This window comes from Micromonospora sp. NBC_01405, from assembly GCF_045040155.1.
Lineage (GTDB): Bacteria > Actinomycetota > Actinomycetes > Mycobacteriales > Micromonosporaceae > Micromonospora.
In genome coordinates this window covers 931196-957123 of the sequence record NZ_CP109532.1, presented here as the reverse complement: position 1 = coordinate 957123, position 25928 = coordinate 931196, and the positions used below count along the sequence as shown (strand labels likewise).

Here is a 25928-nt window from a genome sequence, read left to right as displayed (position 1 = left end):
GGCTCCCGTGCTGGCGCCACCATCGGTAGCAGGTAAGCGCTTTCCTGATGTAAGCACAGATGTCTATCGATGTAAAGTCCCGCCTGTGCGGTCCCCGAGCTGCCCGGCAAAGCCGCCGACCCCCACCCCCACCCCCGGGTGCCACCCGCGCAAATTCAGAGAAAGAGTGGCCTAGCGGGCTGGCGAGGCCACTCTTTCTCTGAATTTGCGGGGAGCTTGGGGGTGGTGGGTGCGTGAGACAGACGGGAGCCCCCGGTCCCGTGGTGGGACCGGGGGCTCCCGGAGTTGCTGGGCTCAGCCGGCCTGCTCGGCGAGCTGGAGGAACTGGCGCTTCGAGGAGAGCGCCTGCTCGGCATCCTTGACCCGCCGGGCGTCGCCGGCGGCCTGGGCCCGGGCCAGCCGCTCCTCGGCCTCGGCGACCTGCACCCGCATCTGGGTCAGCAGCGGGTTGTCCTCCTTGGTGGTCCGCCGCCACGCGGAGTCCATCACCTCGCGGACCTTGTCGTCGATCGCACGCAGCCGGCGCTCCAGCCCGGCAGCCGCCTCCCGAGGAACCCGGCCGGCCTCGTGCCACTGCGCCTGGATGTCCCGCAGCTTGGCCTGGGCACCCTTCGGGTCGCTGTCGATGTTCAGCGCCTCCGCCTCGGCGATCAGCGCCTGCTTGCGCTCCAGGTTGCCCCGCTGCTCGTCGTCCCGGGCCGAGAAAACCTCGCTGCGCCGGGTGAAGAAGGCGTCCTGGGCCGCCCGGAACCGTTCCCAGAGCTTCTGCTCGGCCTCCTTGGAGGCGCGCGGGGCCGCCTTCCACTGGGTCATCAGGTCCTTGAGCTGGTTGGCCGTGGCCGCCCAGTCGGTGGACTCCTTCAGCTTGTCCGCCTCGGCGACCAGCTCCTCCTTGACCTGCTGCGCCTGCTTGCGCTCAGCGTCCAGGGTGGCGAAGTGGGCGCCCCGGCGGCGGGTGAAGGCGTCCCGCGCGGCGGCGAAGCGCTTCCACAGCTCACCGTCGGCCTTCTTGTCGACCCCGCGGACGGTCTTCCACTCGTCGAGGATCTCCTTGAGCCGGTCGCCGGCGGTCTTCCAGCCGGTCGACTCGGCGGCCAGCTTCTCCGCCTCCTCCACCAGGGCGGTCTTGCGGGCCAGCGCCTCGACCCGGGCCGCGTCCTTGGCGGCGCGGGCCTCGCCGGCCTTCTCCTCGGCGACGACGGCGAGCTTGTCCAGCCGCGCGACCAGCGCGTCGATGTCGCCGACGACGTGCGCCTCGGCGAGCGAGGCGCGGATCCGGCGGATGGTGGTCAGCGATCCGCCGGCGTCAGCCGCGCCCGAGTTGAGCCGTGCCTCGGTCAGGTTCACCTCGGTGACCAGGTCCGCGAAGCGGCGGGCGAAATGGGCCAGCCCCTCCTCAGGGGCTCCCGCCTGCCAGGATCCGACCACCCGCTCGCCCTCGGCGGTCTTGACGTACACGGTGCCGTCCGCGTCCACCCGTCCGAAGGCCGTCCAGTCGCTCATGTGCCCATCCTCGATCTCCCGGCGTCGACGGGACAAGCCCGCGATCGCCGCCACGGCGCAGCAAGTTACTCCCGGCATTGTCACAGGTCCGCCCCCGTCCGCGTCGAGCGCCTGTCGTCGACCGTGACCATACGGTGTCCTAGAGCCGGATGACCGGATCGGCGCGGGGACGCACCGGCGGGTCCGGCTACGGTGAACGGGTGCCCCTGGTCGCCGCCGCCGTCTGCCCCCATCCGCCTCTGCTCGTGCCGGAAGTGGCCGGCGCCGCCGCCGGCGAGCTGGACGAACTCCGCGCCGCCTGCGCCGCGTCCGTGGCCAAGCTGCTCGCCGCCGGGCCGGAGGCGATCGTGCTGGTCGGCGCCGGGCCGGCGACCCTGTCGTTCCGGTCCGCCGACCACGGCTCGCTGCGGGCGTACGGGGTGGACCGGCAGGTGCGGCTGTGGCGGGTCAACTGCGCGGGGGGTGAGCGCCTCCCGCTGAGCCTGACGATCGGCGCGTGGCTTCTCGGCCGCTCCGGCACCGGGCTGCCCCGGTTCGCGCACGCGATCGCCGCCGACGCGCCCCCGCAGGAGTGCGCCCGGGTCGGCGCCGAACTGGTCGGGGCGGCGGCGGACCACCGGGTGGCGCTGCTGGTGCTGGGGGACGGGTCGGCGTGCCGCGGGACGAAGGCGCCCGGCTACGACGACCCGCGCGCGCAGGCGTACGACGACGGGGTGGCCCGGGCCCTGGCCGACGCCGACGCCGAGGCCCTGCTCGGCCTCGACCCGGCGCTGTCGGCGCAGCTGAGCGCCGCCGGCCGGGCGCCCTGGCAGGTGCTGGCCGGCGCGGTCCGTGCGGCGGGCGGCGACTGGCGCGGCGAACTGGGCCACCACGAGGCGCCCTACGGCGTCGCCTACCTCGTGGCCAACTGGGAGCCGGCGTGAGCGCGGGCGGCGTCCCGCCCGGCACGGTGGTGGCGGTGGTCGGGCCGACCGCCGCCGGGAAGTCCGCGCTGAGCATCGCCCTCGCGCACGCCCTCGACGGCGAGGTGGTCAACGCCGACTCGATGCAGCTCTACCGGGGGATGGACATCGGCACCGCGAAGCTCACCCCGGCCGAGCGGGAGGGCGTGCCGCACCACCTGCTCGACATCTGGGAGGTGACCGAGCCGGCCAGCGTCGCCGAGTACCAGCGGCTGGCCCGCGCGGCGGTCGACGACGTCCTGGCCCGGGGCCGGGTGCCGCTGCTGGTCGGCGGCTCCGGCCTGTACGTGCGGGCGGTGCTGGAGCGATTCGAGTTCCCCGGCACCGACCCGGTCGTGCGGGAGCGGCTGGAGGCGGAGCTGGCCGAGGCCGGCCCGGCCCCCCTGTACGCGCGGCTGCGCGCGGCGGACCCGGCCGCGGCCGCGGGCATCCTGCCCGGCAACGGCCGGCGGATCGTCCGCGCCCTGGAGGTGATCGAGCTGACCGGGGCGCCGTTCACCGCGTCCCTGCCCGAACCCACCCCGTACTACCCGTCCGTGCAGCTCGGGGTGGACCTGGACACCACGGCGCTGGACGAGCGGATAGCACTGCGGGTGGACCGGATGTGGGCCGACGGTCTGGTCGCCGAGACCCGGGCCCTGGTCGGGTGCGGCCTGCGCGAGGGCCGCACGGCCAGCCGGGCGCTCGGCTACCAGCAGGTGCTGCGCCTGCTCGCCGGGGAGCTGACCGAGAGTGGGGCGCACGACGAGACGGTCCGGGCCACCCGCCGGTTCGTCCGCCGACAGCGCTCCTGGTTCCGCCGCGATCCCCGGATCAACTGGCTGGACTCCGCAGCGCCGGGCCTGGTTGCCGACGCCCTGCGTCTCGTTCCCGCCGCTGCGCGATGATGGGGGCGTGGAGTTCACCAAGGGGCACGGCACCGGCAACGACTTCGTCATCCTTCCCGACCCGGACGGCGCGCTCGACCTGACCCCGGGGATGGTCGCCGCGCTGTGCGACCGGCGGCGGGGCCTCGGCGCGGACGGCGTCCTGCGGGTGGTGCGGGCCGCCAAGCACCCCGAGGGCGCCGCCCTCGCCGGCGACGCCGAGTGGTTCATGGACTACCGCAACGCCGACGGGTCGGTCGCCGAGATGTGCGGCAACGGCGCCCGGGTCTTCATCCGCTACCTGCTGGAGACCGGGCTGGCCGCGCCGTCCGGCGCGGCGCTGCCGGTGGCCACCCGGGCCGGCGTCGTGCGTGCGCTGGTCGAGGGCGACACGGTCTCGGTCGAGATGCGCCGCCCCCGGCTGTACGACGTGGCGACCGCAGCCCTGGGCGGGCTGACCCTGCCGGGCACCGCCGTGGACGTCGGCAACCCGCACCTGGTCTGCGTCCTCCCCGGCGGCCTGGACCTGGCCGGCCTGGACCTGACCCGGGCGCCGGTGTTCGACGCCGGAATCTTCCCCTCCGGGGTGAACGTCGAGTTCACCGCGCCGGGCGACCCCGTCGGCGGCACCGACGTCCACGTGCTCATGCGGGTCTACGAGCGGGGGTCCGCCGAGACGCTGTCCTGCGGCACCGGCGCGTGCGCGGTCGCCGCGGTCGCCCTGCGCGACGCCGGCCGGGACACCGGCACGGCGACGGTCGACGTCCCCGGCGGCCGCCTCACGGTCACGGTGACGGACGACTCCTGCTGGCTCGCCGGCCCAGCCCTCCTGATCGCCACCGGCACAGTCACCCTTCCCGGATAAAAGCCCGGGGCCGATCACGAGGTTTGCGTCAGATCCGGCAACCCGGCTGACGCAAAACCCTTGATCAATGCGCCCCCAGCAGGGGTCAGGGGGTGGCGCTGGCGGTGGCGGCGATTTCCGGGAGGTCGGCGGGGCCCGGATCGGCGGCGGGAGGCGGGGCCGGGGACTGGGCGGCGGCGCGGACGGCGGCGGCGACCGCCGGGGCGACCCGGGAGTCGAAGACGCTGGGAACGATGACCGTCGGGTTGATCTTTTCCTCACCGACCACGTCCGCGATCGCCCGGGCGGCGGCGATCGCCATCTCCTCGGTGAACTCCTCGGCGTGCGCGTCCAGCATGCCCCGGAACACGCCCGGGAAGGCGAGCACGTTGTTGATCTGGTTCGGCTGGTCGGAGCGGCCGGTGGCCACCACGGCGGCGTGCTTGCGCGCCTCCCGGGGGTCGACCTCCGGGTCCGGGTTGGCCAGCGCGAAGACGATCGAGTCCTTGGCCATGGTGGCGATGTCGTCGCCGGTGAGCAGGTTCGGCGCGCTGACGCCGATGAACACGTCCGCGCCGCGTACCGCCCCGGGCAGGTCGCCGGAGTAGTTCTCCTTGTTGGTGTTCTCGGCCAGCCACTGCCAGGCCGGGTTGAGCCCGCTCAGGCCGGGGTGCAGGGCGCCCTGGCGGTCGCACGCGATGATGTCGCCGACGCCCTGCCGCAGCAGCAGCTTCATGATCGCGGTGCCGGCCGCGCCGGCGCCGGAGACGACCACCCGGACGTCCGCGAGTTGCTTGCCCACCACGCGCAGCGCGTTGGTCAGCGCGGCCAGCACGCAGATCGCGGTGCCGTGCTGGTCGTCGTGGAAGACCGGGATGTCGAGCAGCTCGCGCAGCCGGGCCTCGATCTCGAAGCAGCGCGGCGCGGCGATGTCCTCCAGGTTGATCCCGCCGTACGCGGGCGCGATCGCCTTGACGATCGCCACGATCTCGTCGGTGTCCTGGGTGTCCAGCACCACCGGCCAGGCGTCCACCCCGCCGAAGCGCTTGAACAGCGCCGCCTTGCCCTCCATCACGGGCAGCGACGCGGCCGGCCCGAGGTTGCCCAGGCCGAGCACGGCCGAGCCGTCGCTGACCACCGCGACCGTGTTGCGCTTGATGGTCAGCCGGCGGGCGTCCGCCGGGTTCTCGGCGATCGCCATGCAGACCCGGGCCACCCCCGGGGTGTACGCCCGGGACAGCTCGTCACGGTTGCGCAGCGCCACCTTCGAGCTGACCTCGATCTTGCCGCCGAGGTGCAGCAGGAACGTGCGGTCGGAGACCTTGCGGACGTCCACCCCGTCGAGCGCGGTGAGCGCGTCGACCACCTGGTCGGCGTGGCCGGTGTCGGCGGTGTCGCAGGTCAGGTCGACGAGCACGTGGGTCGGGTCGGAGTCGACCACGTCCAGCGCGGTGACGATCGCCCCGGCCTCGCCGACGGAGGTGGTGAGCCGGCCGATCGAGGAGGCGTCCGCGGGCACGGCGATCCGGATGGTGATCGAGAACCCGGCACTAGGAAGTCGGGTGATGGCCACGGGAATGCCTCCGTCAACGCTGATCGGCCGGTCGTGTGTCGCCCCGCATTTCTACTCGCCCGCACCGGTCGCGTCGCATTCGCCCCCACTTTTGGTGGTCCAGGCAACGGGCATATAGCAGGTGCGTTCGACGTTGTCACATGTCAGGATTGCTCGTACGCGACGGAAAGCCGTCGCTTCGCTACAGAACGGACAGGGAGGCGCACTTGCGCGACCAGGAGACCTACGTACCCCTTCCAGACGACGAATTCGACGCCACCACCACCGGGGGGTTCGAGCTGTCGGAGCGGCAGGCGCTGCGGCGGGTCCCTGGCCTCTCCACCGAGCTCACCGACGTCACCGAGGTCGAGTACCGCCAGCTCCGGCTGGAGCGGGTCGTCCTCGTCGGAGTATGGACCGAGGGCAGCCAGACCGACGCCGAGAACTCCCTCACCGAGCTGGCGGCGCTGGCCGAGACGGCCGGCTCGCAGGTGCTGGAGGGGCTGATCCAGCGCCGCAACCGCCCCGACCCGGCGACGTACATCGGCCGGGGCAAGGTCGACGACCTCGGGTCGATGGTGCTCTCCTCCGGCGCCGACACGGTGATCTGCGACGGTGAGCTGTCCCCGTCCCAGCTCCGCAACCTGGAGCAGCGCACCAAGGTCAAGGTGGTCGACCGCACCGCGCTGATCCTGGACATCTTCGCCCAGCACGCCAAGAGCAAGGAGGGCCGGGCACAGGTCGAGCTGGCCCAGCTCGAATACCTGCTGCCCCGGCTGCGCGGTTGGGGCGAGACGCTGTCCCGGCAGACCGGTGGCTCCGGCCGCGGCGGCGGCGCGGGCGGCGGCGTGGGCGTGCGCGGTCCCGGTGAGACCAAGCTGGAGACCGACCGGCGTCGCATCCGGCACCGCATCTCCCGGCTGCGCCGGGAGATCAAGGCCATGAAGACGGTACGCCAGACCAAGCGCTCCCGCCGCGCCCGCAACGCCGTCCCGGCCGTGACGATCGCCGGCTACACCAACGCCGGCAAGTCCAGCCTGCTCAACCGGCTGACGGGGGCCGGAGTGCTGGTGGAGAACGCGCTGTTCGCCACCCTGGACCCGACCACCCGCAAGACCACCGCCCCCGACGGCCGCATCTACACCCTCTCCGACACCGTCGGCTTCGTCCGGCACCTGCCGCACCAGATCGTCGAGGCGTTCCGCTCGACCCTGGAGGAGGTCGCCGGGTCCGACCTGGTGGTACACGTCGTCGACGGCGCCCACCCGGACCCGGAGGAGCAGGTCCGGGCGGTCCGCGAGGTGCTCGCCGAGGTGGGCGCCGACCGGCTGCCCGAGTTGTTGGTGATCAACAAGACCGACGCGGCCGACGAGGAGACCCTGCTGCGGCTCAAGCGGCTCTGGCCGGACGCCGTCTTCGCCTCGGCCCGCTCGGGGCGGGGGATCGACGAGGTTCGGGCGGCCATCGAGGAGCGGCTGCCCAGCCCGGCGGTGGAGGTCCGCGCGGTGCTCCCGTACGACCGGGGTGACCTGGTGGCCCGGGTGCACCGGCAGGGCGAGGTGCTCAGCACCGCCCACCTGCCCGAGGGAACGCTGCTGCACGTGCGGGTCGGTGAGGCGCTCGCCGCCGAGCTCGCCCCGTACGCCGCGGAGGAGTCACTCGTCGCCGTCCCCACCCGCTGAGTGACCCCCGGGGCCGGAATGCCGGCCCCGGGGATCGCGGCACCTCCGCGGGGCGACGTCCCAGCCGGCGCGCCGGATCGGCGTCGGCCGGGTAGTGCCTGCTGGCCCGGGTCCGTGCCGTCCGGTCGTGAGTGGCGACTCAACGTCGGCGTCCCGGCGTGACTCCGGTATTCACGTGGCATGCGACACTGAGCCCCATGCGCCGCGCTGTTTCCTCGGTCACGGTTGCCCTCGGCCTGTTCGGGGCGATCGTGGCGCTCTCCGGATCCGCCCTGGCCGCGCCCGCTCCGGCGGCCGCCGCACCCGAGCCGACTCCCGGCAAGAAGCGCTGCACGATCGTCGACGAGCGGCTGCGGGAGCTCTCCGGCCTGGTGGCCACGAAGAGCGGATACGTGGTGGTCAACGACGGCACCGACGTCGAGAGCCACAAGCGGGTGTTCTTCCTCGACACCAAGTGCAAGCTGGCGAGGGAGCCGGTGCGCTACTCGGGGAAGGGCCCGCTCGACACCGAGGACCTCGCGCTCTCGCCGGACGGCGAGAAGCTGTGGATCGCCGACATCGGCGACAACCTCTCCAGTGCCCAGCGGCGCGAGCGGGTGGCGGTGTGGAGCATGCCGGCCGACGGGTCGGCCAAGCCGGTGCTGCACCGGCTCGCCTACCCCGAGAACAAGCCGCACGACGCCGAGGCGCTGCTGATCGGCGACGACGGCAAGCCGCTGATCATCACCAAGGTGGTCAGCGGCAAGGCCGAGATCTTCACCCCGTCGGGCAAGCTCAGGACCGGCGAAACCGAACCGGTGCCGATGGCCAGGGTCGGCGAGGTGTCGCTGCCGAAGACGAACACCCCGAACGTGCTGAACATATTCGGCCGGGTCGCCGTCACCGGTGCCGCCCGCTCGCCCGACGGCACGAAGGTCGTGCTGCGCACGTACGCGGACGCCTTCGAGTACGACGTGTCGAACGGCGACATCGTCGGGGCGCTGACCGGCGGCAAGCCCCGGGTGACCCCGCTGACGGACCCGTTCGGCGAGGCGATCTCCTACACCCCGGACGGCAAGTCGTTCGTCACGGTCTCCGACGGCGGTGAGCTGGCCCCGGACGACCCGATCGACATCCTGGGCTACGCCCCCTCCACCACCGGCGCCGAGGCGCTGACCGGTGGCGACGCCGGCCCGCCCAAGCCCGCGGCGGAGAAGTCCTGGATGGAAGGGCTGAGCCTCGACCAGATCACGTACCTGATCGCCGCGGTCGGCGTGATCGGCGCGCTGATGGTCGGCGCGGGCATCCTCGGCATCGTGCGGGCGCGGAAGCGCCCCGCGCCGGCCGGCGGTCCGAAGGCCCGCCAGGACGTGCCGGAGCGGGACGAGTTCCCGCTGGACGACGGCCCGGACGAGCCCGGCTACGGCCACCCCGCCGACGGCCCGCCGCCGGGCGGGGACCGTTCGCGCGGCGGGGTCTACGGCGGCGCGCCGGCCGCCGGTGTGTACGGCGAGGGCCCGGCTGCCGGCGGCCCGGCCCAGGGCCCCTCCCGCAGGGTCTACGGCGGCGGTGGCCGGCCCGCAGGCGGTGGCCGCCCCGGCGACGGCGGTGGCCGGCCCCAGGGTGGCGGGGTCTACGGCGGCGGTGGCCGACCGGGCGGTGGTGGCGTCTACGGCGGCGACCAGCCCGCAGGCGGGCAGCCTCCGGGCGGGGGCCAGCCCGGCCGGGACAGCCGGCCGGTGCGTGGCGGGGTGTACGGCGGCGGGCGGGCCGAGCCGCCCCGGCGGGGGCGGGACCCCCGGGACCCGCGCGACTCCCGTGCGGGTCGGCGCGGCGAGGGCGGGCCCGACGACGGGCGGGGCGACGACGGGCGGGGCGGCTACGGCGGCCAGGCGCCCGGTAGCGGTCGCGGGCACCGCGGCGACCGCTACTGACGGATCCGCCTATTGATCGGTCCCGACGCGGGCACCGGTCGCCAACGGCGTGGTCGACGATCCCTCGCTGAGGCTTCGCCGGGGCGATGGACCCGGGCAACGGCCGCCGGGGCGACCGCTGCCCGTCAGCGGTCAGATCCGGCGCAGGACGGCGACGACCCGGCCCATGATGGTGGCGTCGTCGCCGGGGATCGGGTCGAAAGCCGGGTTCTGCGGCATCAGCCAGACGTGGCCGTCCCGGTGGCGGTAGGTCTTCACCGTCGCCTCTCCGTCGAGCATCGCCGCGACGATCTCGCCGGAGTCAGCGGTCGGCTGCTGCCGGACCACCACCCAGTCCCCGTCGCAGATCGCGGCGTCGAGCATCGAGTCGCCCTTGACCTGGAGCATGAAGACCTCGCCCTCGCCGACCAGCTCGCGGGGGAGGGGGAAGATGTCCTCCACCGCCTGCTCGGCGAGGATCGGCCCACCGGCGGCGATCCGGCCCAGCATCGGCACGTACGCCGGGGTGGGCCGCTGCGAGCGGGACGCCTCGTCGTCGATCATGTCGCTGGGGGCCCGGACGTCCACCGCACGCGGCCGGTTCGGGTCGCGGCGCAGGAAGCCCTTCTTCTCCAGCTCCTTGAGCTGGTAGGCGACGCTGGACGGGGAGACGAGCCCGACGGCCTCGCCGATCTCCCGCACGCTCGGCGGGTATCCGTGCCGATCGACCCAGGTGCGGATGAACTCCAGGATGCGGCGCTGCCGGGCGGTGAGGTCGACCGTGGCCGGGTCGGGGAAGCTGCTGACCACCGGGGTGACCGCTCGCACGGCCGGCTGCCCGGTCCGGCTGCGCGCGGCGCGGGGGCGCCGAGTGGCCGGCGGACCCGCCTCGGCGATCTGCTGCGGGTTCTTCGGCCGGCTGGCCCGGTCCTCGGTCACGTCCGTCCTCCCTGGTCGGCGCTGGGTGCCTCGGCGGCTCGTGGTGCGTGCGGGGTGTGGCGACCGGGCGGGGCGGAACCCGCCGCGTCCGGTTGTTCTTGACCGTATAGGTGGGATCGGTCATTTTCAAACATCTGTACGACCTTCGTCGGCGTGTCGGAGCGGGAAACCGGGAAATCCGAACGCCTGTTCTGGTAAACGGTACGCGGCTCTCGAACATCAGTTCGAGTTCCCGCGTACCCTGCCTGCGGTTTCCCGCCCTCGGTGGGTCGGCCGTGACCAGGGGGAGCGGTCCCGCGTTGGGGCTTTCGGCGAGCCGGTGAGGGGGAGTGTGGGACGTGATCCTGATGACGCGCCGGGCGGGTCGGCGAACTTGATTTCGGTCCGCCGGACGCATACGGTCGACCCCTAGATGTAGTAGTCACATGGGCGTAAGTTGCCTACAGGTTGGGTTCAACTACCGACCGCACTCCCTGCTGCCGCACCCGGTGGCGGCCCCACACAGGGCCGGCGCCGCGGTTCCGTGCGTCCGGGGGTGCGCCCGGTGTGCCCGCCGTCGACGAAGGAGGTCAGGCGATGCGGTGCCCGTACTGCAGGCACGCCGACTCCCGGGTCGTCGACTCGCGGGAGGCCGACGACGGCCAGTTGATCCGCCGGCGGCGGTCCTGCCCGGAGTGCGGCAAGCGGTTCACCACCGTCGAGGAGGCGGTGCTCGCGGTGGTCAAGCGCAGCGGGGTGACCGAGCCGTTCAGCCGTACCAAGATCGGCGGTGGGGTGCGCAAGGCGTGCCAGGGGCGGCCGGTCGACGACGACTCCATCGCACTGCTCGCCCAGAAGGTCGAGGAGACCATCCGGGCCAAGGGGGCCGCCGAGATCCCCAGCCACGACGTGGGGCTGGCGATCCTCGGCCCGCTGCGGGACCTGGACGAGGTGGCGTACCTCCGCTTCGCCAGCGTCTACCGCTCGTTCGACTCGCTGACCGACTTCGAGCGCGAGATCGAGACGCTGCGCGCCGCCGCCCGCGCCCGGGAGGGCGCCGGGGCGGACGGCGACGCCGGGTCGGCGGCGGGGGCCGCCGACCGTACCGTTTGAGCTTTTCCTGAATTGCTGACAGTGCGACGCGCGGCGGGTGACCGCGCAGACGAGGGGGCGGATGAGATGGCGGGGGACGGCGTGACAGCCAGCCGGACGCGGACGAAGGCCGGCGCGGGCCTCAAGATCGAGCGGGTGTGGACGACCGACGGGGTCCACCCGTACGACGAGGTGGCGTGGGAGCGTCGCGACGTCGTGATGACGAACTGGCGGGACGGCTCGATCAACTTCGAGCAGCGCGGGGTGGAGTTCCCCGAGTCCTGGAGCGTCAACGCGGCCAACATCGTGACCACGAAGTACTTCCGGGGCGCGGTGGGCACCCCGGATCGGGAGTGGTCGCTGCGGCAGCTCATCGACCGGGTGGTCAGCACCTACCGCAAGGCGGGCGAGGAGCACGGCTACTTCGCGACCCCGGCCGACGCCGAGGCGTTCGCCCACGAGCTGACCTGGATGCTGCTGCACCAGGTGTTCAGCTTCAACTCGCCGGTCTGGTTCAACGTCGGCACGCCGTCGCCCCAGCAGGTTTCGGCGTGTTTCATCCTGTCTGTGGATGATTCGATGGATTCCATCCTCGACTGGTACAAGGAGGAGGGGCTGATCTTCAAGGGCGGCTCCGGCTCCGGGGTCAACCTGTCCCGCATCCGCTCCTCCCGGGAGCTGCTCTCCTCCGGCGGCAACGCCTCCGGCCCGGTCAGCTTCATGCGCGGCGCGGACGCGAGCGCCGGCACCATCAAGTCCGGCGGCGCCACCCGGCGCGCGGCCAAGATGGTCATCCTCGACGTCGACCACCCGGACATCCAGGAGTTCGTGGTCACCAAGGCGCGCGAGGAGGACAAGATCCGCGCGCTGCGGGACGCCGGCTTCGACATGGACCTCGGCGGCTCCGACATCGTCAGCGTGCAGTACCAGAACGCCAACAACTCCGTCCGGGTCTCCGACGAGTTCATGACGGCGGTGGAGAACGACGGCGGCTTCGACCTGCGCGGCCGGCTCGACGGGCAGACCATCGAGACCGTCGACGCCAAGAAGCTGTTCCGCACCATCGCGCAGGCCGCCTGGGAGTGCGCCGACCCCGGCCTGCAGTACGACGACACCATCAACGACTGGCACACCTGCCCGGAAACCGGCCGGATCACCGCGTCGAATCCCTGCTCGGAGTACCTGCACCTGGACAACTCCTCGTGCAACCTGGCCTCGCTCAACCTGATGAAGTTCCTCCGCGCCGACGGTGGCTTCGAGGTGGAGAAGTTCGTCAGGTCCGTCGAGTTCGTCATCACCGCGATGGACATCTCGATCTGCTTCGCCGACTTCCCGACCGAGAAGATCGGCGAGACCACCCGCGCCTACCGGCAGCTCGGCATCGGGTACGCCAACCTCGGCGCGCTGCTGATGGCCTCCGGCCTGCCGTACGACTCGGAGCAGGGCCGCTCGGTGGCCGCCTCGATCACCTCGCTGATGACCGGCACCGCGTACCGCCGCTCGGCCGAGCTGGCCGGCATCGTCGGCCCGTACGACGGCTACGCCCGCAACGCCGAGCCGCACAAGCGGGTCATGCGCAAGCACGCCGCCGCCAACGACGAGATCAAGCCCACCAGCACGGTGGCCACCGCGATCGTCCGCGAGGCGACCAAGCAGTGGACCCAGGGCAACAAGATCGGCGACAAGTTCGGCTGGCGCAACTCGCAGGCCGCGGTGCTCGCACCTACTGGCACCATCGGCCTGATGATGGACTGCGACACGACCGGCGTCGAGCCGGACCTGGCGCTGGTCAAGTTCAAGAAGCTGGTCGGCGGCGGCTCGATGCAGATCGTCAACCAGACCGTCCCGCGCGCCCTGCGCAGCATCGGCTACCCCGAGGAGCAGGTCGAGGCGATCGTCGAGCACATCGCCGACCACGGCCACGTGGTGGACGCCCCCGGCCTCAAGCCGGAGCACTACCCGGTCTTCGACTGCGCCATGGGCGAGCGGTCCATCGCGCCGATGGGGCACGTGCGGATGATGGCGGCCGTCCAGCCGTTCATCTCCGGCGCCATCTCCAAGACGGTCAACATGCCGGAGCAGGCCACCGTCGCCGACGTCGAGAAGATCTACTTCGAGGGCTGGAAGCTCGGCCTCAAGGCGCTGGCCATCTACCGGGACAACTGCAAGGTCGGCCAGCCGCTGTCCGTGGCCAAGCCGAACAAGACGATCGCGCCCGCCGTGGTTCCGGTCGCGGCGGAGAAGACGGTCGAGAAGGTCGTCGAGTACCGCCCGGTGCGCAAGCGGCTGCCGAAGAAGCGCCCGTCGCAGACGGTCAGCTTCTCCGTCGGCGGGGCCGAGGGGTACCTCACCGCGTCGTCGTACCCCGATGACGGCCTCGGCGAGGTCTTCCTCAAGATGTCGAAGCAGGGCTCGACCCTGGCCGGGGTGATGGACGCCTTCTCGGTGGCCATCTCCATCGGTCTCCAGTACGGCGTCCCGCTGGAGACGTACGTCAGCAAGTTCACCAACATGCGCTTCGAGCCGGCCGGCATGACCGACGACCCGGACGTGCGGATGGCCGCCTCGGTGATGGACTACATCTTCCGTCGCCTGGCCCTGGACTTCCTGCCGTACGAGGGCCGCGCCGAGCTGGGCATCTTCACCGCCAAGGAGCGGGCCGCCCAGCTGCGGGCCGAGGCGGAGGCGGAGACCGCGGCGGTCACCGGTGCGGAGCTGACCGCGATGGCCTCCTCCGCCCCGGTCGAGGCACCGGAGACGAAGACCGGCCCGATCGCCCAGCCGGCGCAGGAGATGGCCGACGTCGCCGCCGCCAAGCCGGCCCCGTCGGTCGGCTCCAGCACCGAACTGCTGGAGGCCGTGATCGGCAAGGCCGCCGACGCGCCGCTCTGCTTCACCTGCGGCACGAAGATGCGCCCGGCCGGCAGCTGCTACGTCTGCGAGGGCTGCGGCTCCACCAGCGGTTGCAGCTGACAGAAGGCAACGAGCCCCGGGCGTTGACGCGCCCGGGGCTCGCGAGCCGGGACCAGCCGCAGGCAACGGAAGCGGCAAGTCGATGTCACCGTGCCTCCCTACACTGTCCCGGTGATTGACGAATACCTATCGACCACCGCCGGCTACGTCGAGTTCGCCGCCCGCGAGGCGCACGGCGTGTCGCCCGCGTACGAGCGCCTGGCCCTGGCGGTCTCCCGCGACGCCGGGGTGCTCGCGCTGCTCGGCACGCTCCCGCCGGCCAGGCGGCAGCCCAACCTGCTGTTCGGCGTCGTACGGTTCCTCGGCGGCCCGGTCGAGGACCCGGCCGCCTTTCGCGACTTCGCGGTGGCGCACTGGCCGGCGATCGAGGCGGAGCTGCGCATCCGAGCCACCCAGACCAACGAGGCCGGGCGGTGCGCCGTACTGCTGCCGGTGCTCGCCGCGCTGCCGCAGCCGCTCGCGCTGCTGGAGGTCGGCGCGTCCGCCGGGCTCTGCCTCTACCCCGACCGGTACGCCTACCGCTACGGCGGCCACCTGCTCGGCGCGGGCGAGCCGGTCCTCGACTGCGCGCTCACCGGAACCGCGCCGCCGGCCCGCCGGCCCGAGGTGGTGTGGCGGGCCGGCCTGGACCTGAACCCGCTCGACGTCACCGACCCGGCCGACGTCGCCTGGCTCGACGCGCTCATCTGGCCCGAGCACACCCACCGCCGCGCCCGGTTGCGGGCCGCCGCGGCCGTCGCCGCGACTGATCCGCCGCTGCTGGTCCGCGGCGACCTGGTGGACGACCTGCCGGCCCTGGCCGCGCGGGCGCCGGCCGGCGCGACGCTGGTGGTGTTCCACACCTCCGTGCTCTACCAGGTGCCGCCGCCGCGCAGGGAGGCGTTCGTCGAGGTGGTGCGCGGCCTACCCGGGCACTGGGTTGCCAACGAGACCCCGGACGTGCTGGGGCACGACGCGCTGCCGAAGCCGCCGGACGACGCGCTGTACAACGTGCTCGCGCTGGACGGCGAGCCGCTGGCCTGGACCCGCCCGCACGGGCAGGCGGTCACCTGGTTCGCCCAGGCTGGGCGGTCCCGCCCGTTCGTCGAGCTGACGGCGCGCGTACCCGCGGAAACGGAGGGCCCGGATGTCCCACGATGAGGAGCGCACGGCGCTGCTGGCGGCGCTTCACGGGCAGCGCCAACACGTGCTCGGGATCCTGGACGGGCTGCCCGAGGAGGCCCTGCGCCGGCCGGTGCTGCCGTCCGGCTGGTCCTGTCTGGGGCTGGTCCGCCACCTCGCCCTCGACGTCGAGCGGTTCTGGTTCCGGGCCGTAGTCGCCGGCGAGCGCGTCGACCTGGAGTCCGGGGCCGACGCCTGGCGGGTCGACGCGGAGACGCCGGCCGCGGCGGTGCTCGATCTGTACCGGCGGGAGGCGGAGCTGGCCGACGCGGTGATCGCCGGCACCGACCTGGACGCCGCCCCGGTCTGGTGGCCGGAGGAGGTCTTCCCGGGCCTGCCCCCGCACGCCCTGCGCCGGACGGTCCTGCACGTGATCACCGAGACCGCCTGCCATGCCGGGCACCTCGACGCCGCCCGGGAGCTGATCGACGGCCGGGCGTGGCTGGTGCTGACGGACTGACCCGCGCCGGCGTCCCCACGACGGTTCCGGCGGCGACTAGGGTGGCCGGTCATGGGGGAACCGGACTGGCTGCGGGAGACCCGCGCCGCGTACGACACGGTGGCCGTCGACTACGCCCGACTGGTGCACGGCGAGCTGGCGGGCAAGCCGCTGGAGCGGGCGATGCTGGCCACCTTCGCCGAGCTGGTCGGCAGCGCGGGGCCGGTCGTCGAGGTCGGCTGCGGCACCGGCCGGATCACCGCCCACCTGCGCGACCTGGGGCTGGACGTCGCGGGCCTCGACCTGTCCCCGGGGATGGTGGCGGTGGCCCGGGACGCCTGGCCGGGGCTGCGCTTCGCCGTCGGGTCGATGACCGACCTGCCGCTGCCAGACGCCGGCCTCGCCGGCCTGGTCGCCTGGTACTCGATCATCCACCTGCCGCCGGAGCTGCTCCCCGGGGTCTTCGCCGAGTTCCACCGGGTGCTCGCCCCGGGCGGTGAGCTGGTGCTCGCGTTCAAGGCCGGCGACGAGCGCTTCCGCCTCGAGCAGGCGTACGGCCACACCGTCTCCTACGACGTGCACTGGCTGCCGCCGGACCGGGTCGCCGCGCAGCTCGCCGGGGCCGGGTTCGCCGTGCAGGCCCGCCTGCTCCGCGAGCCCGAGGGGTACGAGCGCGGCCCGCAGGCGTACCTGCTGGCCCGCCGGCCCGGCGGGGAGGCAGGGCGGTGACCGTCGTCCTGTTCACCCTCGGCGGGACCATCGCGATGGCCGGGTCCGCCGAGGGCGGGGTGGTCGCCCGGCTCACCGGGGCCGACCTGGTCGCGGCCGTGCCGGGCCTCGCCGACCTCGACCATCCGATCGACGTACGCGACACGCGGGCGGTGCCCAGCGCGGACCTCACGTACCGGCAGATCCTGGACCTGGTCGACGCGGCGTCGTCGGCGGTGGCCGGCGGCGCGGCCGGCGTGGTGGTGACCCAGGGCACCGACACGCTGGAGGAGACGGTGTTCCTGGCCGACCTGCTCTGGCCACACCCGGAGCCGCTCGTCTTCACCGGCGCGATGCGCAACCCCACCCTCGCAGGTGCGGACGGCCCGGCGAATCTGCTCGCGGCGGCCCGGGTGGCCGCCGCCCCGGCTGCCCGCGACCTGGGGGCACTGGTCGCGTGTCACGACGAGGTGCACGCCGCCCGCTGGGTCCGCAAGACGCACAGCACCAGCACCGGCGCCTTCGTCTCACCGAACGCCGGGCCGCTCGGGCACGTCGTGGAGGGGGAGGTGCGGGTGCTGACCCGACCGCCTCGGCTGCCCCCGGTGCCCGGGGTGGACGCCGACCGGCTCGACGCGGTCCGGGTGGCCCTGCACACGGTCACCCTCGACGAGGACACCGACCTCGTCACCGGCCTGTTCCGGGGCCGGGACGGGGTGGTCGTGGCCGGGTTCGGCGTCGGGCACGTCCCGCCCGCGCTCGCCCCGGTGCTGGGAGAACTGGCGGAGCGGGTGCCGGTGGTACTCACCTCGCGCACCGGGGCCGGGGCGGTGCTGCGGCACACGTACGGGGCGGTGGGGTCGGAGACCGACCTTCAGCGGCGTGGGCTGGTCAACGGTGGGCTGCTCGACCCGTACAAGGCGAAGGTGCTGCTGCGCGTGCTGCTCGCGGCGGGCGCGGACCGGGCGGAAATCGCCGCCGCGTTCGCCCGGCGCGGCTGAGCCCGGACCGGCGGCTGCCGACACTGCCCGTACGTGACCTGACTGAGGGCTTCCGTCCGACGCGGACAGCCCGTACGGTGTCCGACGACAACCGGCGGGAGCCCGCCGGGGACGGCGGAGGTGGGGCGTGCGCGGCCGGATCTGTCTCGCGGGCGTTGCGGTGCTGGCCGTGTCGGGGTGTGTCGCCCAGGACCCCGAGCCGGTGGCGGTGCCCCGGGCCGAACCGGTCGTGCTCGACGTGCCGGCGGCCTCCTCGGGCGGCGCGTGCCGGCTGCTGGACTTCGCGGTGATCGAGGAGCACACCGGGGAACGGTTCGACGTGGCGGCGTCCAGCTCGCGCGGTGACACGCACACCTGCGTGGTCCGCGCGGAGCAGGCGCTGCTGCCTGAACTGGCGCTCACCGTCAGCGCCACCTCGATCGACGTGGCGGGCTTCACCGCCGACGTGCGGCCGGGCGGGGCCCGAGAGGTCAGCAAGCTGGGCCGGGCCGGCTACCGGCGGGCCGCCTCCGCCGCCGACGGCCACGGGCCGGTCGCCGAGGTCGGCTGGCTGGCAGCCGAGGACCGGCTCGCCACGTTGCGCTGGACGCTGCCGAAGGGCACCACCCGCGCCGCCGTGGAGGAGCTGGCGGAACGGCTCGTCGGCCTGGCGCAGACGGTCGACACCCGAGCGCTGTGAGCCCGGCCCGGGTGGGCTGGCGGCACGGGCCGACCCGGGCGCGTCAGGGCAGGGGAGTCAGTGGGCGGCGACGAACACCCGGGAGGCGACCTCGCGGGGCAGCCGGATCCGGTCGCCGGAGCGGTCGATGAAGACGCCGTCGCGCTCCTGGGCCACGGTCACCGTGGCGCCCGGGTCGACCCCGGCGGCGTGCAGCTGGCGCAGCACGTCGGCGTCGGTCTGCACGCTCTCGCAGATGCGCCGCACCACCACCGGGCCGGACAGCCCGGGGAACGCCAGGTTGCGCTCACCCTCGGTGCCGTGGGCCGGCGCCTCCGGGGTGCCCAGCGCCTCCAGGCCCGGGATGGGATTGCCGTACGGCGAGCGGGTCGGGCGGTTGAGCAGGTCGTAGACCCGCTTCTCCACCGCGTCGCTCATCACGTGCTCCCACCGGCAGGCCTCCTCGTGGGCCTCCTCGTAGGGCATTCCGATGACGTTGACCAGCAGCAGCTCGGCGAGCCGGTGCTTGCGCATCACGGACACGGCGGCGCTGCGGCCCAGCGCGGTCAGCATCAGGTGCCGGTCGCCCTCGACGGTGAGCAGCCCGTCGCGCTCCATCCGGGCGACGGTCTGGCTGACGGTGGGGCCGCTCTGGCTCAACCGTTCGGCGATGCGGGCACGCAGCGGCGGCACACCCTCCTCTTCCAGCTCGAGGATGGTGCGCAGGTACATCTCGGTCGTGTCGACCAGGTCATTCACGTCAGCGACCTCCCAGAGGTCGATGCTACCCCGGACGCCGGACAAGGCTCTCCGGCGAAACGCGAGGTCGCTGCCCGGATGGTGTTGACTGGACACCATGTCCGGTACCGAGGAACCGCTGGTCGAGGCCGACCGGCTCGCCGCCGCGCTCGACCACGCCGACCCGCCCACCCTGCTCGACGTCCGCTGGCGGCTCGCCGGCCCGCCCGGCCGCGACGACTACGCCACCGGCCATCTCCCCGGCGCGGTCTTCGTCGACCTCGACACCGAGCTGTGCGGGCCGCCCGGCGCCGCCGGCCGGCACCCGCTGCCCGACCCCGCCGCCCTCCAGGCCGCGCTGCGGGCCGCCGGCGTCCGCGCCGGTCACCCCGTCGTCGTGTACGACGGCGGCGACGGGGTGGCCGGCGCCCGCGCCTGGTGGACGCTGCGCTGGGCCGGGCACCGGCCGGTGCGGCTGCTGCACGGCGGCTTCCCGGCCTGGGTGGCCGCCGGCCTGCCCGTGTCCACCGAGGTCCCCGCCCCGGTGCCCGGCGACGTGTCGGTCCGGCCGGGGGAGCTGCCGGTGCTGGACACCGGTGCCGCCGCCGCGCTCGCCGCCGCCGGCTCCGGCGTGCTGCTCGACGTGCGGGCCGGGGCGCGCTACCGGGGCGAGACCGAGCCGGTCGACCCCGTGGCCGGGCACGTCCCGGGCGCGGTGAGCCTGCCCGCCGGCGGGTACGTCGACCCGGACGGGCGGTTCCCCGCCGCAGCCGTGCTGCGGGACCGGTTCGCCGCCGCCGGGGTCACCGCCGCCGCACCGGTCGGGGCGTACTGCGGCTCCGGGGTGACCGCCGCGCAGGCCGTGCTCGCCCTGCACCTCGCCGGCCGCCCGGACGCCGCGCTCTACGTCGGGTCGTGGAGCAACTGGGTCGCCGACCCGTCCCGCCCCGTCGCCACCGGCGGCTGACCGCAGGTCCCGCGCAGACACCGGCTGCGGAGCCAGCGCGTGTGATGGGCCGCCGTCGGTGCTCGTGCGACGATGGGCCCATGTCCGAGGACACTGTGGTGGTGTGGGACGAGGCCCTGCTCGCCTACGACATGGGTGACCATCCGCTCGACCCGGTCCGGGTGGAGCTGACCGTCGCGCTCGCCCGCGAGCTGGGCGTTCTCGACCGGCCCGGGGTCCGTCTGGTCGCTCCGGCGCCGGCCGACGACGCCCTGCTCACCCGGGTGCACGACCCGCGCTACCTGAACGCGGTGCGGATCGCTCCCCGGGACCCGCTCTTCGCCGGCTACGGGCTGGGCACCTCCGACAACCCGGTCTTCGACGGGATGCACGAGGCCGGTGCGCTGATCGCCGGGGCCACCGTGGCCGCCGCCGAGGCGGTCTGGCGGGGCGAGGCACGGCGCGCGGTCAACGTGGCCGGGGGACTGCACCACGCCATGCCGGACCGGGCCGCCGGCTTCTGCGTCTACAACGATCCCGCAGTCGCCATCGCCCGGCTGCTCGACCTCGGCGCGCAGCGGGTCGCGTACGTGGATGTGGACGTGCACCACGGCGACGGCGTGCAGGAGATCTTCTACCACGACCCCCGGGTGCTCACGGTCAGCCTGCACGAGACCCCGCTGGCCCTGTTCCCCGGCACCGGCTTCCCCGACGAGACCGGCGGCCCCGGCGCGGAGGGCAGCGCCGTCAACGTGCCGCTGCCGCCCGGCGTCGACGACACCGGCTGGCAGCGCGCGTTCCACGCGATCGTGCCGTCGGTGCTGCGCGCGTTCCGACCGCAGATCCTCGTGACCCAGTGCGGCGCCGACGGGCACCGGATCGACCCCCTCGCCGACCTGCACCTCTCCGTCGACGGGCAGCGGGCCACCTACATCGCCCTGCGGGCGCTCGCCGACGAGCTGTGCGAGGGCCGCTGGGTGGCCACCGGCGGCGGCGGGTACGCCCTGGTCGAGGTGGTGCCACGGGCGTGGACCCACCTGCTGGCGGTGGCCACCGGCGACCCGGTCGACCCCGCCACGCCCACCCCGCCGGGTTGGCGGCGGCTGGCCGCCGAGCGCCGCCCCGGCAGGGAGGTGCCCTTGCGGATGACCGACGACGTCGACCCGGCGTACGAGCCGTGGCAGCCGACGGGCGAGCCGAACGCGGTGGACCGGGCCGTCGCGGCCACCCGCAAGGCGGTGTTCCCGCTGCTCGGGCTCGATCCGCACGACCCGCGCGACTGAGTCGACGCACCCGGGGAGGGGACCGAAGGCGTGACCACTGTCGACCAGCCGGTGGACGTGCTGCTCAGCGACGGCACGACCGTCGGGCTGCGGCCGATCCGTCCGGACGACGCGCCGGGCATCGTGGCGATGCACTCGCGGTTCTCCGAGCGCACCCGCTACCTGCGCTACTTCTCGCCGTACCCGCGGATCCCGGAGCGGGACCTGCGGCGGTTCGTGGTGGTCGACCACCGGGACCGGGAGGCGTTCGTGGTGCTGGCCGCCGACCGGATCGTCGCCGTCGGCCGGTACGAGCGGCTCGGCCCGCAGGCCCCCGAGGCCGAGGTCGCGTTCGTGGTGGAGGACGCCTACCAGGGCCGGGGGATCGGTTCGGTGCTGCTGGAGCACCTGGCCGACGCCGCCCGGCGGGCCGGGATCGTGCGCTTCGTCGCCGAGGTGCTCCCGGCCAACGGGGCGATGCTGCGGGTCTTCGCCGACTTCGGCTACCAGGTCCAGCGCCAGTACGCCGACGGCGTGGTGCACCTCAGCTTCCCGATCGCTCCCACCGAACAGACGCTGGAGGTGCAGCGCGGCCGGGAGCACCGCACCGAGGCGCGCTCCATCGCCCGGCTGCTCGCCCCCCGGGGCGTCGCCGTGTACGGGGCCAGCGCCACCGGCCAGGGCGTCGGCGCGGCACTGCTCGGGCACCTGCGCGACGGCGGGTTCACCGGGGCGGTGGTGCCCGTGCACCCGAGCGCGGCGACGGTGGCGGGGCTGCCCGCGTACCCCTCGGCGGTCGACGCCGGCCGGGCGATCGACCTGGCGGTGGTCGCGGTGGCCCCGGAGGCGGTCGGCGCGGTGGTGGCGGATGCGGCGGCGGCCGGCGCGCACGGCCTGGTGGTGATCTCCGCAGGCTTCGCCGAGGCCGGCCCGGCTGGCGCGGCGGCCCAGCGGGCCCTGGTCCGCGCGGCGCACGCCGCCGGCATGCGGGTCGTCGGCCCGAACTGCCTCGGCGTGGCCAACACCGACGAGGCGGTACGCCTCAACGCGACCCTCGCCCCGGCGCTGCCGGCACCCGGCCGGGTGGGCATCTTCAGCCAGTCCGGGGCGTTCGGGGTGGCCCTGCTCGCCGAGGCGCACCGGCGGGGCCTGGGCGTTTCGAGCTTCGTCTCGGCCGGCAACCGGGCCGACGTCTCCGGCAACGACCTGCTCCAGTACTGGCAGGACGACCCCGGCACCGACGCGATCATGTTGTACCTGGAGACGTTCGGCAACCCACGCAAGTTCGCCCGGCTGGCCCGGCGGATCGGCCGGGACAAGCCGGTGGTGGCGTTGGCCTCCCCGGCCCGCCCGCCCGGGCTGAACGCCGACGCCCCCGGCCCGGACGCGGTCGGGGTCAGCGCCCTGTTCGCCCAGTCCGGGGTGATCCGGGTGGACACCGTCGCCGAGTTGCTCGACGTCGGCGTGCTGCTGGCCCACCAGCCGCTGCCGGCCGGCCGGCGGGTCGGCGTGGTGGGCAACTCCTCGGCACTGACCGGGCTGGCCGCCACGGCCTGCGCCGCGCAGGGGCTGACCGTGGCCGCCGGCTACCCGTCCGACGTGGGGCCCCAGGCCGGGGCGGCCGAGTTCGCCGCCGCGCTCGGTGTCGCCGCCGCCGACGACGGCGTGGACGCCCTCGTCGCGGTCTTCGCCCCGCCGCTGCCCGGGCAGCTCACCGACCCCGAGGCCGACTTCGCCGCAGCTCTGCCCGGTGCGTTCGGCGCCGGCCGGCCGGTGGTGGCCACGTTCCTCGCCGGGCGGCCCCCGGCCGGGGTGCCGGCGTACCCGAGCGTGGAGGAGGCGGTGCGCGCCCTGGGCCGGGTCGCCACGTACGCCGACTGGCTGCGTCGCCCACCCGGCGTGCTGCCCGAGCTGCCCCGGATCGACCCCGCCGCCGCCCAGGCCGCGCTGCGGGCCGACGGCGCCGATCCGGCCGGGCTGCTCGGCGCGTACGGGATCGACGTGGCGCCCTCCGTGCCGGCGCGCTCGGTCGACGAGGCGGTGGCCGCCGCCGGGGCGCTCGGCTGGCCGGTGGCGCTGAAGGCCGCCGCGGCCGGGCTGCGGCACCGCCTCGACCTCGGCGCGGTCCGCCTCGACCTGGCCGACGAACAGGCCGTCCGCCGGGCGTACGCGGAAATGGCGGCGGCCTTCGGCGCGGACGTCCTGGTGCAGGCGATGGTCCCGCCCGGGGTGCCCTGCGTGGTGGAGCTGGTGGAGGACCCGGCGTTCGGGCCGGTGGTCGGGTTCGGACTCGGTGGCGTCGCCACCGAACTGCTCGGCGACCGGGCCTGGCGGGCGGTGCCGCTGACCGACTCCGACGCCGCCGAGCTGGTCGACACGCCCCGGGCCGCGCCGCTGCTGCGCGGGCACCGCGGGGCCGCCCCGGTGGACCGGGCTGCCCTGGCGGAGCTGCTGCTGCGGGTCGGTCGGCTCGCCGACGAGCAGCCCCGGGTCCGCTCGCTCACCCTCAACCCGGTGCTGGCCCGCCCGGACGGAGTCTCCGTGCTGCACGCCACCGTCCGCACCGGCGCCGCCGGCGCCCGCCCCGATACCGGCCCCCGCCGGCTGTGAGGGGCGGCGCCACCACGCGCGAGGGGCCCCGGCGAACCGCCGGGGCCCCTCCTTGCGACACGACCGCTCAGCAGGCGAACGCCTCCAGGCGCTGTGCCCGCTCCGGGTCGCGCAGCTTCAGCAGCGTCACCTTCTCGATCTGCCGGATCCGCTCCCGCGACAGGCCGAACTCCCTGCCCACCTCGTCCAGGGTGCGCTGCCGGCCGTCGTCCAGGCCGAACCGGAGCCGGATGACGGCCTGCTCCCGCTGGGACAGGGTGGCCAGCACGATCCGTACCTCGTTGCGCAGCTCGCCGTCGGCGGCGGCCTCGCCCGGCCCGGCGGACGGGTCCACGGCGGCGACGAAGTCGCCGAGGACGCTCTCGCCGTCCTCGCCGACGGCCTGGTCGAGGCTGACCGGCTCCCGGTCGTACGAGATCAGCTCGATGATCTGGAACTCGGGGACGCCCATGGCCCTGGCGACCTCGGCGACGATGGGTTCGCGACCCAGCGTGACGGCCAACTCGCGGCGGGCCCGGACCATCCGGTTGACCTGCTCGACCATGTGCACCGGGATGCGGATGGTGCGGGCCTGGTCGGCCATCGCCCGGGTGATCGCCTGCCGGATCCACCAGGTGGCGTACGTCGAGAACTTGAAGCCCTTGGTGTAGTCGAACTTCTCTACCGCCCGGATCAGGCCCAGGTTGCCCTCCTGGATCAGGTCCAGGAACGCCATCCCCCGGCCGGTGTACCGCTTGGCGATGCTGACGACGAGGCGCAGGTTCGCCTCGAGCAGGTGGTCCTTGGCCGCGCGGCCCTCGGCGACGATCAGCTCCAGGTCGGACCGCAGCTCCGTGGACACCGGGGTGCAGGTCGCCAGCTTCTCCTCGGCGAAGAGCCCGGCCTCGATCCGGCGGGACAGCTCGACCTCCTGCGCGGCGGTGAGCAGCTTGGTGCGCCCGATGCCGTTGAGGTAGGCCCGGACCAGGTCCGTGGAGATGCCGCGCTCGTCGGTGGCGTCCAGGTCGGTCAGGGTGTCGGTGCCGAGCTCGGCGTCGATGGTGACGGCCGGGCCGATCTGGTTCTCGGTCATCTGCAGGACCATCTCTGTTCTCCCCGTGTCCACGTCGGTGCCGTCTCACCGGCCCAGTGGCGCCGGTGACACACACTCTGGCAAGTCGGGCGTGAAACGGGAGTGAGGCGATCGGGGAACCGACACGGATAATTGGGGTGTCCGCGCCTCCGTGGCTTGCCGACCCCGGCTACCGTGCCAGCGGTCGGCCGTCCTGGCCGGTCACCCGGTCGGTCGCCGCGGCGGCGATCGACCACCGAGAGACTGGAGCGTGTCGTGGTCTTCAAGCGGCTCATGCAGGCGATGGGCGTGGGCGGCCCGTCGGTGGAGACGATCCTGGCGAACCCGAACTGCCGCCCCGGCGGGCAGTTGGAGGGCACCGTCCACGTGGCCGGCGGCGAGCACCCGGTGGACGTCGAGTATGTCGCGTTGGGTCTGGTCACCCGGGTGGAGGTGGAGAGCGGTGACAACGACTACGAGACCACCCAGGAGTTCCAGCGCCGCCAACTGACGGGGGCGTTCCGGCTGGAGCCGGGGCAGCGCTACGACGTGCCCTTCCGCTTCGACGTGCCGTGGGAGACGCCGCTGACCGAGCTGTACGGGCAGCACCTGCACGGGATGACGATGGGGCTGCGCACCGAGCTGGAGGTGGCCCGCGCGGTGGACAAGGGCGACCTGGACGCGGTGGCGGTGCATCCGCTGCCGGCCCAGGAGGCGCTGCTGGAGGCGTTGCTGCGGCTGGGCTTCCGGTTCGCCCGCGCCGACAACGAGCGGGGCCACATCTACGGGGTACGGCAGACCCTGCCGTTCTACCAGGAGATCGAGTTCTACCCGGCGCCCCAGTACGCCCGGGCGATCAACCAGCTGGAGGTCACCTTCGTCACCGACCCGCAGCAGGTGCAGGTGGTGCTGGAGATCGACAAGCGGGGCGGCGTCCTCACCGAGGGCCGGGACGCGTTCGGTCGTTTCACCGTCCCCCACGCCACGGCACACAACACGGACTGGGCCGCCCAGCTCGACGGCTGGCTCCGCCAGTCCGTCCAACGCCGTGGCCTGTTCTTCTGACCCCT

General features: G+C 74.0%; 20 protein-coding genes and 1 pseudogene. 16 read left to right on the top strand and 5 right to left on the bottom strand.

Translation table 11 applies throughout. From position 1 onward, the window contains the following. Positions 1–294: 294 nt before the first annotated feature. Positions 295–1503 carry a DUF349 domain-containing protein gene (locus OG559_RS03425; RefSeq protein WP_405112305.1) on the bottom strand — a complete coding sequence of 403 codons (1209 nt, stop codon included), beginning with the start codon at positions 1501–1503 and terminating at the stop codon, positions 295–297. 149 nt (positions 1504–1652) lie between these two features. On the opposite strand from OG559_RS03425, the gene OG559_RS03420 reads away from it, so the two are divergent. Genes OG559_RS03420 through dapF form a run of 3 tightly spaced genes read left to right on the top strand, consistent with a single transcriptional unit; the run spans position 1653 to position 4196 of the window. Continuing rightward, positions 1653–2426, top strand: coding sequence for a class III extradiol dioxygenase subunit B-like domain-containing protein (locus tag OG559_RS03420; RefSeq protein ID WP_405112302.1), 774 nt, complete (start codon positions 1653–1655; stop codon positions 2424–2426). After that, positions 2351–3352 carry a tRNA (adenosine(37)-N6)-dimethylallyltransferase MiaA gene (gene miaA, locus OG559_RS03415; RefSeq protein ID WP_405116343.1) on the top strand — a complete coding sequence of 334 codons (1002 nt, stop codon included), beginning with the start codon at positions 2351–2353 and terminating at the stop codon, positions 3350–3352. The genes OG559_RS03420 and miaA overlap by 76 nt, the downstream gene beginning before the upstream one ends. Before the next feature lie 7 nt (positions 3353–3359). After that, complete coding sequence (gene dapF / locus OG559_RS03410) at positions 3360–4196, top strand: diaminopimelate epimerase (protein WP_405112299.1); 837 nt, start codon at positions 3360–3362, stop codon at positions 4194–4196. A gap of 85 nt (positions 4197–4281) precedes the next feature. On the opposite strand, the gene OG559_RS03405 is transcribed toward dapF, so the two are convergent. Continuing rightward, positions 4282–5748, bottom strand: coding sequence for an NAD-dependent malic enzyme (locus tag OG559_RS03405; RefSeq protein WP_405112296.1), 1467 nt, complete (start codon positions 5746–5748; stop codon positions 4282–4284). A gap of 206 nt (positions 5749–5954) precedes the next feature. On the opposite strand from OG559_RS03405, the gene hflX reads away from it, so the two are divergent. Together hflX and OG559_RS03395 are read left to right on the top strand one after the other, a co-directional pair. After that, the gene (gene hflX / locus OG559_RS03400; protein WP_405112293.1) at positions 5955–7409 is read left to right on the top strand and encodes a GTPase HflX; all 1455 of its coding nucleotides are present in this window, start codon (positions 5955–5957) and stop codon (positions 7407–7409) included. 197 nt (positions 7410–7606) lie between these two features. Then, a complete protein-coding gene (locus tag OG559_RS03395; protein WP_405112290.1) occupies positions 7607–9322 on the top strand; it encodes a hypothetical protein in 1716 nt (571 codons plus the stop codon). Between the two features lie 132 nt (positions 9323–9454). Here the strand turns inward: OG559_RS03395 and lexA are convergent, their stop codons facing one another. Beyond that, the gene (lexA, locus tag OG559_RS03390; RefSeq protein WP_161688192.1) at positions 9455–10240 is read right to left on the bottom strand and encodes a transcriptional repressor LexA; all 786 of its coding nucleotides are present in this window, start codon (positions 10238–10240) and stop codon (positions 9455–9457) included. Positions 10241–10816: 576 nt separating this feature from the next. On the opposite strand from lexA, the gene nrdR reads away from it, so the two are divergent. The 7 genes and pseudogenes from nrdR (at position 10817) to OG559_RS03355 (ending at position 18272) form a co-directional block, all read left to right on the top strand. Then, the gene (nrdR, locus tag OG559_RS03385; protein ID WP_405112287.1) at positions 10817–11332 is read left to right on the top strand and encodes a transcriptional regulator NrdR; all 516 of its coding nucleotides are present in this window, start codon (positions 10817–10819) and stop codon (positions 11330–11332) included. Positions 11333–11398: 66 nt separating this feature from the next. Continuing rightward, the gene (locus OG559_RS03380) at positions 11399–14284 is read left to right on the top strand and encodes a vitamin B12-dependent ribonucleotide reductase (RefSeq protein ID WP_405112284.1); all 2886 of its coding nucleotides are present in this window, start codon (positions 11399–11401) and stop codon (positions 14282–14284) included. A gap of 114 nt (positions 14285–14398) precedes the next feature. Beyond that, positions 14399–15340, top strand: a pseudogene (locus OG559_RS03375) (DUF2332 domain-containing protein); the annotation flags it as partial. Between the two features lie 70 nt (positions 15341–15410). Continuing rightward, complete coding sequence (locus tag OG559_RS03370) at positions 15411–15905, top strand: DinB family protein (RefSeq protein ID WP_405112282.1); 495 nt, start codon at positions 15411–15413, stop codon at positions 15903–15905. Positions 15906–15956: 51 nt separating this feature from the next. After that, positions 15957–16613, top strand: coding sequence for a class I SAM-dependent DNA methyltransferase (locus OG559_RS03365; RefSeq protein ID WP_405112280.1), 657 nt, complete (start codon positions 15957–15959; stop codon positions 16611–16613). After that, positions 16610–17593, top strand: a complete 984-nt coding sequence (locus tag OG559_RS03360) for an asparaginase domain-containing protein (RefSeq protein WP_405112278.1) — start codon at positions 16610–16612, stop codon at positions 17591–17593. Before OG559_RS03365 ends, OG559_RS03360 begins: the two co-directional genes overlap by 4 nt. Before the next feature lie 127 nt (positions 17594–17720). Continuing rightward, positions 17721–18272 (top strand): hypothetical protein, encoded by a 552-nt coding sequence (locus OG559_RS03355; protein ID WP_405112275.1) that lies wholly within the window; start codon positions 17721–17723, stop codon positions 18270–18272. Between the two features lie 57 nt (positions 18273–18329). Here the strand turns inward: OG559_RS03355 and OG559_RS03350 are convergent, their stop codons facing one another. Continuing rightward, a complete protein-coding gene (locus tag OG559_RS03350; protein WP_405112272.1) occupies positions 18330–19010 on the bottom strand; it encodes a metal-dependent transcriptional regulator in 681 nt (226 codons plus the stop codon). 97 nt (positions 19011–19107) lie between these two features. Between OG559_RS03350 and OG559_RS03345 the strand changes: the two genes are divergently transcribed. The 3 genes from OG559_RS03345 to OG559_RS03335 all read left to right on the top strand — a co-directional run bounded on the left by OG559_RS03345 (position 19108) and on the right by OG559_RS03335 (position 23807). After that, positions 19108–19956 carry a sulfurtransferase gene (locus OG559_RS03345; RefSeq protein WP_405112270.1) on the top strand — a complete coding sequence of 283 codons (849 nt, stop codon included), beginning with the start codon at positions 19108–19110 and terminating at the stop codon, positions 19954–19956. Positions 19957–20036: 80 nt separating this feature from the next. After that, positions 20037–21218, top strand: a complete 1182-nt coding sequence (locus OG559_RS03340; RefSeq protein WP_405112267.1) for an acetoin utilization protein AcuC — start codon at positions 20037–20039, stop codon at positions 21216–21218. 30 nt (positions 21219–21248) lie between these two features. Then, positions 21249–23807 (top strand): GNAT family N-acetyltransferase, encoded by a 2559-nt coding sequence (locus OG559_RS03335; protein ID WP_405112264.1) that lies wholly within the window; start codon positions 21249–21251, stop codon positions 23805–23807. A 67-nt stretch (positions 23808–23874) separates the two neighbouring features. Here OG559_RS03335 and sigB read toward each other — a convergent pair whose 3' ends face one another. Further along, a complete protein-coding gene (gene sigB / locus OG559_RS03330) occupies positions 23875–24879 on the bottom strand; it encodes an RNA polymerase sigma factor SigB (RefSeq protein ID WP_405112261.1) in 1005 nt (334 codons plus the stop codon). Positions 24880–25134: 255 nt separating this feature from the next. On the opposite strand from sigB, the gene OG559_RS03325 reads away from it, so the two are divergent. Then, a complete protein-coding gene (locus OG559_RS03325) occupies positions 25135–25923 on the top strand; it encodes a sporulation protein (RefSeq protein ID WP_350885214.1) in 789 nt (262 codons plus the stop codon). Positions 25924–25928 lie beyond the last annotated feature (5 nt).

Bases quoted from the DNA above. Each gene is read 5' to 3' on its own strand.
- OG559_RS03345 (WP_405112270.1), top strand. From the start codon at position 19,108: ATGTCCGGTACCGAGGAACCGCTGGTCGAGGCCGACCGGCTCGCCGCC.
- nrdR (WP_405112287.1), top strand. From the start codon at position 10,817: ATGCGGTGCCCGTACTGCAGGCACGCCGACTCCCGGGTCGTCGACTCG.
- OG559_RS03395 (WP_405112290.1), top strand. From the start codon at position 7,607: ATGCGCCGCGCTGTTTCCTCGGTCACGGTTGCCCTCGGCCTGTTCGGG.
- OG559_RS03340 (WP_405112267.1), top strand. From the start codon at position 20,037: ATGTCCGAGGACACTGTGGTGGTGTGGGACGAGGCCCTGCTCGCCTAC.
- OG559_RS03425 (WP_405112305.1), bottom strand. From the start codon at position 1,503: ATGAGCGACTGGACGGCCTTCGGACGGGTGGACGCGGACGGCACCGTG.
- sigB (WP_405112261.1), bottom strand. From the start codon at position 24,879: ATGACCGAGAACCAGATCGGCCCGGCCGTCACCATCGACGCCGAGCTC.
- OG559_RS03370 (WP_405112282.1), top strand. From the start codon at position 15,411: ATGTCCCACGATGAGGAGCGCACGGCGCTGCTGGCGGCGCTTCACGGG.
- OG559_RS03420 (WP_405112302.1), top strand. From the start codon at position 1,653: ATGACCGGATCGGCGCGGGGACGCACCGGCGGGTCCGGCTACGGTGAA.
- OG559_RS03380 (WP_405112284.1), top strand. From the start codon at position 11,399: ATGGCGGGGGACGGCGTGACAGCCAGCCGGACGCGGACGAAGGCCGGC.
- OG559_RS03365 (WP_405112280.1), top strand. From the start codon at position 15,957: ATGGGGGAACCGGACTGGCTGCGGGAGACCCGCGCCGCGTACGACACG.